Origin of the sequence: Arthrobacter sp. (genome assembly GCF_030540645.1) — a bacterium.
Taxonomy (GTDB): domain Bacteria; phylum Actinomycetota; class Actinomycetes; order Actinomycetales; family Micrococcaceae; genus Specibacter.
The window spans coordinates 1-12,510 of the sequence record NZ_JAUNVV010000097.1 but is presented as its reverse complement, the minus strand read 5'-3'; the positions used below and the strand labels follow the sequence as shown (position 1 = coordinate 12,510).

Genomic DNA, 12,510 nt, shown 5'->3' with positions numbered 1-12,510 from the left:
ACCAGCCTGCCAACGCCATCACCTGCTCAAACACTTCAAAGACGACAAAACCAGACACGGCCACTACCGCCGCGAACACGACCCCGAACGAACCAAGATCCGCCTCCGCGGCTGGAAACCCCTCCCCACCACAAACGGCACCACCGCCTGGCTCAGCCCCTCCGGAAACTACCACCGACCCCAACACCACGAACCCCGACCACCGGCCTACCCCAAATGGCTCAAAAAACGCCTCAACAACCCACTCAACACAGCCCTCAACACCCCACAAAGCACCCGCCAGTCCACCAGCCAGGGACCAAAACCCACCCTCACCAGCCCACTAGAACAAATCCTCATCAACTACACCAACACCCACAAAAAATAACCACGCGGGGTCGTAGGGTAGCCGCTGGAGCAACCACACACCGGACCGGTCACCTGATGGCTAACAACACTCCAAGGCTACGGAGATGAAATACCCCGAATTTAAAATTGTTGAATTATATCGACTTGAGATATCCAGATAAACGAATGGGGCGGCCTCTGCATTTGCAGAGGCCGCCCCATTCGTCGTGGCTTTAACGAATCACTTGACCACGACTGTTAGTCACGGCGCCGACGTACCAAACGGTTACTGGCGATTGCACCGGCCCCCAGAAGAAGAATCATCAGCGCCCCAACGACGGAAGCGTCGAGCGCCACTGCACCAGTCTTGGCCAACATCCCGGCCCCTGCGGCGACACCTGCTGGCTTTACGGCTCCTACTGGCAAGAGGGTTCCGGCCTCACCCTCAGAGCAACCCAGCGCAAAGCTCACTGGATCAAGTGCGTCGCCCGCTGAATAGAAATCAGCAAACGGCGCAACACCACTGGGTGCCAAGATGGCACTGACGTCCGTGCCAACGTAAGCCGTCGCAGTCCTATTCTGCATCGACTTCGACAGGTCGAGAGTTGCCACAACAACAGAATCGTACTTGATGTCTGTGCCTGGTCCCGCTCCTGCAATAGCCGACTCAAGGGAGCGGCTCACGACATCGGCTTTCAACGTGCCCGCATTGCCGTCCATGACCAAAACGACATTCTTCATAGTCACCGAAAGGACCGGACCCGAGCCGTAGTCATGCCCTTGGAAGCTGACTTCACCTTCGAACGCCACATTGCCGGTGCGCTTGATCGGATCAATGTTTCCTTGGCCTCTCGTGAATGTGAAGAGCGCATCTCTAGCCACTTTGTCACCGTTGAAAGCTATCTGGCCCTTGGCGATGTTTCCAGTGATGTAGTTGCGGAACGAATCCTTCACGCCCCACGACAGCGTGCCCTCGACAACCGCACCGTTGGTGCACTGCTTATTCGCAGCTTCAGCACCATCAGCGTCGTCAACGCCAACAGCGTCGTCAACGCCATCAGACGATCCGACCGGCGCCGTGATCTGTAGTTCTGCCGATGCGGTTTGTGCTCCCTGAGCTTCCACGGCCATCAGCTGCATGGGAGCAGCCGCTGTCGCCGTTATCGTGTAATTCCCGGGCTTCTGTGCGCGTGGAACGGCCCACAGAACGGAGAACTTTCCTCCATCGTCAACTGTCAGCGGAACTGCGGAGCTGACGCTTTGAATGTCAAAGCTCAGTGCATCAAAAACAGTCTTTGCAGGGTAGAAGTCAGCAAAGGCGGGAACCCCTTCAGCAGTCAGGACTGTAGGCAGGTCTTTGCCGGTCAAACCTGCTGCATCAGCCGTAACGTCAGTCGTGTCGATGGACACCAGCGCAACATCTGGGTAGTCCTTCAACTTGCCTTCCAGTGACTTGCTGGTTACGTCGGCCAGCAGTTGCTTGCCAACCGTATCCACACGGAGGTTGCTGAGCTTCACTTCAAGATCGCCAGCGTGCCCTGTCATGGAGACCGTCCCCGAGTAGGCGGCGATCTTGCTTGCCGCATTGAAGCTGGAGGCAGGGAAGTGGTAGCTGCCGTCGGCGTTAAGCACCACCTCGTCACTGGCGATGACATCACCATTGGCGATGCCACTCTTGAGGTAGTTGCGGAACGACTCCTTGACCCCCCAGTCCAGACCACCAGTTACTTCAGTGGAAGGAATGCCGATTTGAAGAGCTCCCCCATCAAGGTCAAAGGCAAGTGTGCTGCCAGGCGCGAAGTTCGCGCCTTTGAAGGTGACGTTCTTTCCCGCTTCAACGTTCTTGGGCTCAATGCTCAGCGACGGCTCAGCCGCAGGAACCTCAGGCTCAGTGACCACGGGGGCAGACGGATCCTCCCATGCCAGTGCAACAAAAGCGTCTTGGCTGCGGTCTGATGCGTGGTCTCGCTCGTCGTTGTCTGTGTTCAGCGGCGAATTAAAGGTGGAAATGTAAAGTTGATCCCTCACCGCGTTGAATCCACCTTCCTTGAAAAGGGTTGTTACGGAGAAGTCCAGTGGACCAAAATTTCCATCCGCATCGGTTTGGACTCGTTCAGCGTTCTCATAGACCTCCGGGCGCTTTGCCTCACCGGGGCCTTGGGCAACCTCTGCCACATAGATCCATCGGTTGGGTGCGTAGTCACTTCCGGAGACCACGACCGTGCTTCCATGCTTCAAGCCGGATGCGGGCTCCACCCTCAGCACGGGTGCCGCAACTGAACCCGTGTTGCCAACGTTGACCGGGGCGAACACTTCCTGGGCAGCATTAGTCGTGCTCCCAGCGGCATAGGTGTAAACACCGAAATTGCCAGCCTCAGGCCACTCAACCTCAGCACCAGAAACAACCTTCTTCCGCACCGTCAACTCAGCAGTAAACGAACCATCAGCAGAAACCTCAACCCACTGACCACGCACCACATTCTGGTAAGCACTCGGGACAGCATCCAAGGCAGCCTGGCTCATCGCCCACAACTGATCCCCCACCACACGCGCAGCAGACGGCGCACCCTCAGACGGACGCCACTGATCAGCAAACTTGCCAAACACCACGTATGTGCCAGCAGGCGAACCCGCAGCAATCGGCGGACGCGAACCTGCAGGAGCCACATTTGCCTCAGGATCAAAACCAGAACCCTTGGCAACAATCTTCGTGCCCTCAGCAACAGCACCACTCAAAGGAGTCACACCATCAGCAGCAAAAACCTCCACCGCAGGCGACCACACCACACCCGTGTTGCCAACGTTGACCGGGGCGAACACTTCCTGGGCAGCATTAGTCGTGCTCCCAGCGGCATAGGTGTAAACACCGAAATTGCCAGCCTCAGGCCACTCAACCTCAGCACCAGAAACAACCTTCTTCCGCACCGTCAACTCAGCAGTAAACGAACCATCAGCAGAAACCTCAACCCACTGACCACGCACCACATTCTGGTAAGCACTCGGGACAGCATCCAAGGCAGCCTGGCTCATCGCCCACAACTGATCCCCCACCACACGCGCAGCAGACGGCGCACCCTCAGACGGACGCCACTGATCAGCAAACTTGCCAAACACCACGTATGTGCCAGCAGGCGAACCCGCAGCAATCGGCGGACGCGAACCTGCAGGAGCCACATTTGCCTCAGGATCAAAACCAGAACCCTTGGCAACAATCTTCGTGCCCTCAGCAACAGCACCACTCAAAGGAGTCACACCATCAGCAGCAAAAACCTCCACCGCAGGCGACCACACCACACCCGGCACTTCAGCATCGGTCACGGTCAGGCCAGCAGCTTCTGAATAAACTGTTCCGCCGCCGTTGGTGAATGCCGCCCGGTACTGGTTACCGTCGTCGGCAGCGGCGGCAGGCACTGTCAGAGTGGAGCTTGTTGCTCCAACAATGTCGGCCCAATCAGCGGTCCCGGTCGCAGCAACCTGCCACTGCACTGACTCTTGGCCCGTCGCCGAGGCTGTAAAAGTGGCTGTGGCACCTGATTCAACAGACTGTGATATGGGAGAAGCTGTCACCACTGGCGCCACGACAGGGACCACGTAAGTGGCAGTAAACGACACCGGGTCAAACACGTCTCCTTCTTTATAAAAATCAGCAAACGCAGGCACCCCCAAGGCAGTCAATGCTGTTGGCAATACATTTCCGGTGATGTTGCCATCAACAAAAACTGCTCCGGAACCCACTGTAGTGAGGTCGACGTCGTCGTACATGACCGTGCCCTCACCAGCGAGGGCCTTGCTGGCCACATCCGCAACAAGTGATCCGCGGGCCAAATCGAGGCGGATGTCAGAAATCTTGACCGCAAGCTGCCCTTCATGTCCCGAGAAACTCACTGAGCCGTCAAAGCTCAGGAGTTGCGCGCTGGCGTCAACAGTCGCAGCGGGGAAGTGAAATGTCCCGTCTGCATTGGCCGTTGCCCCTCCATCGAGAACCGTCGACCCCTTTGTGAAGGCAAGGTTCAGGTAGTTACGGAACGATTCCTTTACTCCCCAGTCAAGGCTTCCTGTCGCTTCAACGGCGGCAGCTGGAGCTGCTAAGGCGGCCGGTGCGCTGACAGCCAGGGCGCCACCCGTCATTGCCACGGCGGCAACGACCGCCAGCGAGCGGCGCCACCACGGGCCGCGGTGTAGTGATCTCATGGTTTTCCTCTGTAGTGGGGACGAAGGCTTCAAAGTTTGAATGGGCTTCATTTTGCGCTCCTGCGGCGTGCCGTGAGCACCACTGCACCAGTACCAAGTCCTACGAGCAGGACCCCACCGACTACGTAGTAACCCGCGGTAGCGCCGGTTTTCGCCAAATTCCCTTCGGCGTCGGTCTTGACACCAGATTTGACATCAGCGTTGCCGTTGGCGGTGCTTGCTGGCGCCTCCGCAGCACCAAAGCTGATGGGAATCATGACGTCTGCGCTGCGGTCAGCGCTGCGTGTATGGTCCGCACGGGTGACAATCACACAGCCGTTGGGGGCCGTGGCAGGATCCTGGCAGTTGGTCAGCTCATCAGCGGCACTCACAGCGAGCGCAACCGAGAATGACCCCTTGCCACCGTCCTGCGTGTATGGCTGCGCTAGGCCCTGTCCATACGCTGGCGGGTTTGATGAGATCCACATTGAACTGCCGGACCCACCTGAGGTGTCCACACCGCCGAGGCATGGGGTGGCAACCACGCCCGGTCCGTTGTTGACGCAGACGCCAACGTAGACGCCCTTGCTCAGATCAAATCCTGCACCACTGACTTGTACGGAATCACCCTCCGCGTTCAGGCCTGCCGCCCGGTCGGCGGAAAGAATCTGCCCGTTGGGGCCGCTCCCTGTGGCTGCGGATGCACCGGTTCCTGCAACTAAGGCCAAGCCACCCGCCATGGCAATAGCCGCTGCTAGGCGCACCAGTCGCTGGCCGGTTCCCGGACGAGTCACCTTGGCCACCTCGAGGCTGGTGATTCTGTTCATGATTCTCCTTGTTCCCATGCCTGCTTTTGAGCAGAGCCCTACCCACCTGCACGTCGTTGTCGACCTGCATCGAATCCTGTATTTATTGTTGTGACCGTCGAAGTGCGCGCACCAATGCGCGTTCACTCGACATCAAAAGAGGGCTTTTCGACTCCCGCTTTTGAGCATTGCTATTACGACAGAAAAGTCTGAGCTAAATCAACCCTAACCTAGGGTAGGCTAACTTTAGCAAATCTACAGTTATTAAAGTGGTTTTCTAACTGCCCAATACACCCTCGCCCGCTTCTCACTGGGGAATCCATGACTTTCGTTTCAAAGCAGTCAAATACCGCTTCAGGCCAAGGCTTCCTGTCTTTTAGCCGCAAGAAACACGCAGCAGTGGTTATTGCGACCGTGACACTGGCTGCTTGGCTGCTCAGTGCATGCGCCCCTGTGACTCCCGGTCCAAACCCCACCCCGGTGCGTTCCTCCCCGCAGGCCGCAGGCCCCGTCGACTCATGCACTGATGGCACAGCCGGCAAGCTCCCCCTGCCTGCCTCCTGGCAGCAGCAGCCCTCCTCTTCCGAAGGCAGTGAAGCTGGCACCCCGACGGGCCCCACGACAGCCGAAACCTCAGGAATTTCCCTGCCAATCGTAGCTAAGACTCCTGTCCCCACCCTCCCCGTCACCGTGGCCTCCTGTGACGGAGAGGAAGTTCTGGTCACTGATGTAAGCCGAATCGTCACCATCGACTTAAGCGGCACGTTGACTGAAATTGTGCATGGCCTGGGCCTGGGCGCCAATGTCGTTGGTCGCGACAGAGCCGCCGATTTCCCTGAAGCTGCTCATGCGACCATCGTCACACCCACGGGGCACGACCTGAACGCTGAAGCCATCACGGCTCTAAACCCCAGCTTGGTGCTGACCGACACCACCATTGGCCCCCTTGAAGTTCAGGAGCAGCTTCGCGCCGTAGGCATTCCCGTTGTCTTCTTCGATCCTTCACGCACGCTGCCGGGGATCAGCCATCAAATTAACGCCGTCGCTGGCGCTCTTGGCGTTCCCCAAGCGGGCATCGAACTTAACGGGATAGTGGAGGCTGACATGGTTGCAGCACTTTCCAGGGTTCCGCACACAACAACACCCACCCGCATCGCCTTCCTCTACGTACGCGGCACGGCCGGAGTGTATTTGATGGCTGGACCCGGCTCCGGCGCAGACGACATGATCAAGGCCGTTGGCGCGATTGATGTTGGAACGGACATCGGCCTCAAAATGCCGTTCACCCAACTGACCTCCGAAGCCCTCATCAAGGCGGCACCCGATGCATTACTGCTCATGTCCGGCGGTCTGAAAAGCGTTGGTGGCGTTGACGGCCTCCTGAAAGTCCAGGGAATCGCCCAGACCCCGGCAGGAGCAGACAAGCGGATTATCGACGTCGCGGATGGCAGCCTGCTCGGATTTGGCCCGCGCACCGGACAAATCATCAAGGCGTTGTCGCTGTCCGTCCATGGTGCCCGGTAATGACAGCAACCATGTCCTCCATCACGCCTTCCGACCCAGCCACGAAGGAACCTCCCACCAGGAATGCCAAGCCGGATACGCGTCACGCCAAGTCCCCGCGCTCAGCGCGGGACCGCGTGATCTTGACCCTCCTCAGCCTGGCACTGGTCATGACCGCCGTCGTCGCAGCAGGCTCCGGACAGCTGGGTGTTGCCCCTGCCGAGGTCATCGGCAGCATCCTTCACGGCATGGCCAATTGGGCACAGGGCTGGCTGGACTACTTTGGCACGGGCATCTCAATACCCATTGACTGGGCACCGCTCCCCCAACATCCACGCGGATACGAGACCTTGTGGTCGGTGCGCTTTCCCCGCGTGGTTTTAGCCATGATCGTCGGAGCCGCGCTCGCGTGCTCCGGCACCGTTATGCAGGGCGTCTTTGGGAACCCACTTGCTGAACCTGCGGTGGTCGGAGTCTCTTCGGGAGCGGCCGTCGGGGCCAGCACGGCCATCGTGACCGGCCTGGCCACACATGGCAACTGGATTATCGCGCTTTTTGCTTTCCTTGGCGGGCTCGTCACCACCCTGCTCGTCTACAGTCTCTCTCGCAGCAAGGGCCGTACCGAAGTAGTAACCCTTGTTTTGACGGGAATCGCCGTCAATGCATTCACGTTCGCGATGATAGCTTTCTATACTTACGTTGCCGATCCCAACGCCCGGGAACAACTGATTTTCTGGCAGTTGGGAAGCCTCAATGGCGCTGGCTGGATCAGCGTCGCCTCGGTGCTGCCGCTACTGGTTGTGGGCTTGCTCATGGCTTTCGCGGCCGCGGGCAAGCTTGACTTGCTGTCTCTGGGGGAACGCTCTGCCCGGCACCTTGGCGTCAACGTGGAGCGGCTGCGCATGACTATGATCGTCACCGTCGCCCTACTCGTTGGGGCAGGGGTGGCGTTTACGGGCATTGTGAGCTTCGTGGGCTTGGTGGTCCCCCACCTCATCCGCATCATCGCAGGCCCAGGGCATAGGCTTCTACTCCCCGCCAGCGCGCTTGGCGGCGCTCTTCTTGTCCTCCTTGCCGACCTCGCGGCGCGAACCCTCGTGACATATTCAGACTTGCCCCTCGGCATGCTGACCTCCCTGATTGGCGGCCCCTTCTTCTTCTGGCTGTTGCGTCGCACCCGGAACGAACAAGGGGGTTGGGCATGAGTATCCTTGATGTTTTCAGGGCTCCACCCACTGCTGTTCCCCCGCCCGTAGATCCGGGACAGCTTGTCCTGTCCAGTGAAGGCATCTGGGTTGAGCTGGGTGGCCACGACGTGCTCCAGGACGTAAGCCTGCCCGTAGTAGCTGGCGAAGTTCTTGCCTTGGTAGGCCCCAACGGTGCCGGAAAATCAACGCTTCTAGCTGCGCTTGCCGGGGACGCGGCACTACGCAAGGGCCAAATCCGCCTTTTCGGGGAGCCTCTACACCATTGGAGGGCCCAAGAGCTTGCCTTGCGCCGGGCCGTACTGATGCAGCAGGTGCAGCTGAGCTTCCCCTTCAACGTCCTCGACGTCGTGCAAATGGGGCGCGCCCCTTGGTCCAATACGACGGAATCGGTGTTCGACGACGAACTGGTGTCCGCGGCGATGCTCGCCACCGACGTTACCGGCTTTGCCAGCCGCAAGTTCTCCAACTTGTCGGGCGGAGAAAAGGCACGTGTTGCCCTGGCCCGCGTGCTTGCCCAGAACACAGGCGTCTTGATGCTTGACGAACCCACAGCGGCCCTCGACCTGCGCCATCAGGAGCTGGTTTTACAGGTGGCCCGGACACGTGCGGCAACAGGCCGTGCGGTGGTAGTCGTCCTCCACGACCTGAACTTGGCTGCTGGTTATGCAGACAAGGTGGCGGTGCTTGAAAAGGGCAGGCTGGCCGCCCATGGCACAGCGAAAGATGTACTCACGGAAGAGTTACTCAGCCGCGTATACCAGTACGGCATCGACGTCATGGCGCATCCCGTAACGGGTAGAACCGTTGTTCTGCCCCAGCGCTGACTAGGGGCGCCCCGCAGGACCGATAATCAATTTCACAATGCCCGGATCCCCCGGTAGGCAACCTAGACTTTCCCTGTGACAATTATGCGAGAAGTCGGGCCCCGAACTCCCCCCGCTCTAGCCGGTTCCCGCGGATTGAAAGATTTTATACGTACCACCGCCACTCCGCTGGCCCTGTCCGGGTTTGTGGGTGGGCTGGCCTTCATTACGTATTCAGTGTTCTCCTGGCTGCAATGGCACAGTTACACCATACGCTCCTGGGACCTGGGGATCTTTACTCAGCTGGCCAAGGACTATGCGAACTTCCGCCCGCCCATAGTGAGCCTTAAGGGGGATGGCTATAATCTCCTCGGAGACCACTTTCACCCGCTTCTGGTCCTACTCGCACCATTTTATCGGTTATTTCCCAGTGCCTACACGTTACTGGTTTTACAGAACATCTTGCTGGCGCTTTCTGTCGTCGTCGTCTGCAATTTCGCAATAAAGCGATTGGGAACAATCACTGGCGTGTGTCTGGGCCTCGGCTATGCGCTCAGCTGGGGCTTGCAATCAGCCGTAGATTCCCAGTTTCACGAAATTGCGTTTGCCGTACCTCTGTTGGCGCTTGCCTTGGTTGCGTTATTGGAGGAGCGTTGGCGTTCTGTCTGGTTGTGGGCCGCGTTGCTGGTTTTCGTCAAGGAAGATCTGGGGCTGACTGTATTTGTCATCGGACTCGTCATGGCCTGGCGGGCACGCAGTTCGGCGGGACTCTGGCTCTCAATGTGGGGTGTCGGCTGGTTTGTGCTCACCACGAAAGTGATTCTGCCCTCAATGAATCCCGGTGATCACTGGGCCTACCAAAGTCAGCTCAACATCCGTGGATTGCTCAGCGATCCTGGTTCCCTGCTGCAGCAGGACAAGGTCGCAACGCTCTTGCTGTTGGTAGCCATCACTGCTGGGCTGTGTCTCTTCTCCCCACTGACCCTGATTGTGCTTCCAACTCTCGCATGGCGCTTCTTGTCTGATCTGCCGGTTTACTGGGGACAGGAATGGCAGTACAGCGCGGTACTCATGCCAGTGGTTTTCTGCGCAGCCATCGATGCTCTCTCACGTCGGAAGGTACTCAATTCCATCCGCTTAAGCCGCCTCGCAGGCACTGCGGTCTTGCTAATCTCACTAGTTTTGACTAGCCAGTATGCCTTTGGCAAGCTTTCCGACCCATCCAAGAATTTCCCACTCACCAGCGCAGCTTCCTCTCAAAACGCCTTGGCCGCAGTACCCGACGGCGTGACGGTGGAAACTGACATTTCCCTAATGAGCTACCTGGTGGACCGCACCGAGGTGTACTGGATTGGGAACAAGAACCCTGCCCCCGAATATGTGCTGATGGACGTTTCCGGCAGGCCCGGCATAGCTCCCACGACCATCGCAGTGGAAGCGGAACAGCGCTTCCCCGGCACCCGTTTCACCACCGTCTTCTCCGACGGCCATTACCAAGTGGCCAGGAAACAGTAACCGGCTCCAAGATCAGGCCAATTTGGCCAGCGCAACCTTGCGTGCAACGTCGAGATCGACAAAGACGGCCCGGTTGAGCTCGAAGGACTCTGAAGCGAAGTCCAAGATGGCAGTCTTCTGCTCCCTGCTGAACTCAGTGGTGTCCAGACGTTCGCGGTAGGTGTCCTTATAAGGCTTGGGCTTGGCGATCGCGTCGAAGGCGTAAAAGTTCAGCCCTTCCGAGGCAACACCGTAGTGGCGCTGGACCATGCGTGAAATGATCAATCCTCCGGAAAGATCACCCATGTAGCGCACGTAGTGATGGGCCAGCAGGAACTCGATCGATTCCCGTCCCATCGTGGCTAAGGCATCGGCGTATACGCGAGTGGCCGGGACAATGACAATGCGGCCGTCGGCCAGCTGCGCTTCCCAGTCGACTCCGTGATGGTAGGCCATGTCGGCTTCCAGTGCGGCCACACGTGCCAGCTTCGGGTCAATGAAGGCGCCTAGCTGTGGGTGCTCAACGTGGGCAGCCAAGGCAGATTCCAAGGCCCGGTAGATGACAAGGCTCTGGTCCAGCAAACTCACCAATGCCGCGACATCCAAGCTCCCGCCCATCAGCTCGGCCACGAAGCGGGAATCTTCAGCTTCAGTGTGGGCTGCTGCAGTGTGGGTCTTGAGCTCCTGCGACAGTGCGGCAGGGGCCAGGGACGATGCTGATTCAAGTGCGGGTGCCGACATGTCTTACTCCATGATTAGGTAACGGTAACCTTACCTAATCAGAGATGGTGACACTGTGTCAAGATATTGGTGACACAGTGTCACCGAAATACGTTAATTCTTCCCGGCTCAGTCCACACCCTTGATTTTCACGACGAAAACCGCGCCAAGCAAGCCAATAATGGCTGCAACCACATAGAGGGTGACGTAGCCGCCAAGAATGGTGACGAGCGGCCAGGCGATGATCGGCGCGATGACCTGCGGCAGCGAGTTCGCAACGTTGATGACGCCCATGTCCTTGCCTCGACTCGCTGACGACGGCAGCACCTGTGTGAGCAAGGCAAAATCCACGGCCAGATACACACCATAGCCAACACCCAGGACTGCGGCGCCCACCAGCGCCCCAGCCCAGGTGGGGAAGAACGCCAGAATCAACGCAGCAAGGGCAATGATGGCCGACGACGCAATGACAAACGGTTTGCGTTTGCCCACCCTGTCGGTCCATTTCCCGCCAATGACAGCGGTGATGAGAGTCAAGACGGCATAGATGCCCGTCAAGATCAGCACACCAAAAGCGGGGTCATTGAAACCGACCGCATCCGTGAGGAAGAACAGCAGGTACAAAGTCACCAGGTGGTTTCCCACATTGACAAGGAATCTTGTCACCCACGCCCAGGCAAAGTCAGGATACTTCCGGGGTGAAACCCAAAAGCCCTTGACAAAATTCGGCCAGGTAAATGCCGGCCTGTACTTGGCGTCAAGCACATGGTCGTTGGAGAAAAACAAATACGGCACCATGCCGACTATCAGAGCCGCAGCACAAATGATGAAGCCCAGCCTAAAATTGCCAGCGACGACGGCGGCGATCGCGGCACCCACAAGAATCCCGGCCACCGTGCCCATTGAGGACAAACCGCCGATGGTGCCGCGCTGTCGCACAGGCACCTGGTCGGGGATGGCAGCGGTGGTCGCGGCGAGCGCACCGTTGCAACCAAGCTGCACCAAGCACCACAGCAACGTCATGGCAGCAACGGACGGCGCACCTGCCAGGCCCACCAGCCCGATGGTTCCAAGCAACGCCCCAATGAAGACCCAGGGCACCCTGCGTCCAAAACGTGAGGTGGTCCTGTCGCTGAAGGTGCCAAACAGCGGGTTGGCGACCAACGAGACTGCGGCACCGGCACCCGTGACAAGCGCCAGAATGCCCTCTTTGTCGGCTTGGCTAAAATCGGCAGCCTGCTGGCCCAATAAAACCTGGATCGGACCAAAAAATGCGGCATTGATGCCTACATTGACCAACACAATGGAGGCCGTCCACCGGTGACGTACATTCACCTCAGGTTCTGCCAACGCCAAACTGACTGGCAGTTGGCCGTCGAGGCCCAATTCTTTGTCTTTCACTGTAGCTTCAGTCTCCCCGATTGATCCTAGGCTGCACCATGCGTTCGCCCCAGTTTACGCACGGCTGTTCACTGAGTC

8 protein-coding genes and 1 pseudogene are annotated in these 12,510 nt (G+C 58.6%); 5 read left to right on the top strand and 4 right to left on the bottom strand.

The genetic code is table 11. From position 1 onward, the window contains the following. A pseudogene (locus Q4P21_RS14390) lies at positions 1-367 on the top strand (hypothetical protein); the annotation flags it as partial. Positions 368-585: 218 nt separating this feature from the next. Here the strand turns inward: Q4P21_RS14390 and Q4P21_RS14385 are convergent. Both Q4P21_RS14385 and Q4P21_RS14380 read right to left on the bottom strand, forming a co-directional pair. Then, positions 586-4,518, bottom strand: a complete 3,933-nt coding sequence (locus Q4P21_RS14385; RefSeq protein ID WP_303389427.1) for an HtaA domain-containing protein — start codon at positions 4,516-4,518, stop codon at positions 586-588. Positions 4,519-4,565: 47 nt separating this feature from the next. Next, entirely contained in the window at positions 4,566-5,324 is a 759-nt protein-coding gene (locus tag Q4P21_RS14380) for a hypothetical protein (protein ID WP_303389426.1), read from the bottom strand. A 300-nt stretch (positions 5,325-5,624) separates the two neighbouring features. Between Q4P21_RS14380 and Q4P21_RS14375 the strand changes: the two genes are divergently transcribed. From Q4P21_RS14375 to Q4P21_RS14360, 4 genes are all read left to right on the top strand, one after another. After that, the gene (locus Q4P21_RS14375) at positions 5,625-6,827 is read left to right on the top strand and encodes a hemin ABC transporter substrate-binding protein (protein ID WP_303389425.1); all 1,203 of its coding nucleotides are present in this window, start codon (positions 5,625-5,627) and stop codon (positions 6,825-6,827) included. Positions 6,828-6,976: 149 nt separating this feature from the next. Next, positions 6,977-8,011: an iron ABC transporter permease gene (locus Q4P21_RS14370; RefSeq protein ID WP_303389429.1), complete on the top strand. Its 1,035-nt coding sequence runs from the start codon at positions 6,977-6,979 to the stop codon at positions 8,009-8,011. Next, entirely contained in the window at positions 8,008-8,838 is an 831-nt protein-coding gene (locus Q4P21_RS14365) for a heme ABC transporter ATP-binding protein (protein WP_303389424.1), read from the top strand. Before Q4P21_RS14370 ends, Q4P21_RS14365 begins: the two co-directional genes overlap by 4 nt. An 84-nt stretch (positions 8,839-8,922) precedes the next feature. Then, positions 8,923-10,332 carry a DUF2079 domain-containing protein gene (locus tag Q4P21_RS14360; protein ID WP_303389428.1) on the top strand — a complete coding sequence of 470 codons (1,410 nt, stop codon included), beginning with the start codon at positions 8,923-8,925 and terminating at the stop codon, positions 10,330-10,332. Positions 10,333-10,344: 12 nt separating this feature from the next. Here Q4P21_RS14360 and Q4P21_RS14355 read toward each other — a convergent pair whose 3' ends face one another. Together Q4P21_RS14355 and Q4P21_RS14350 are read right to left on the bottom strand one after the other, a co-directional pair. Beyond that, positions 10,345-11,052: a heme oxygenase (biliverdin-producing) gene (locus tag Q4P21_RS14355; protein ID WP_303389423.1), complete on the bottom strand. Its 708-nt coding sequence runs from the start codon at positions 11,050-11,052 to the stop codon at positions 10,345-10,347. 108 nt (positions 11,053-11,160) lie between these two features. Next, positions 11,161-12,432, bottom strand: a complete 1,272-nt coding sequence (locus Q4P21_RS14350) for an MFS transporter (protein ID WP_303389422.1) — start codon at positions 12,430-12,432, stop codon at positions 11,161-11,163. Positions 12,433-12,510 lie beyond the last annotated feature (78 nt).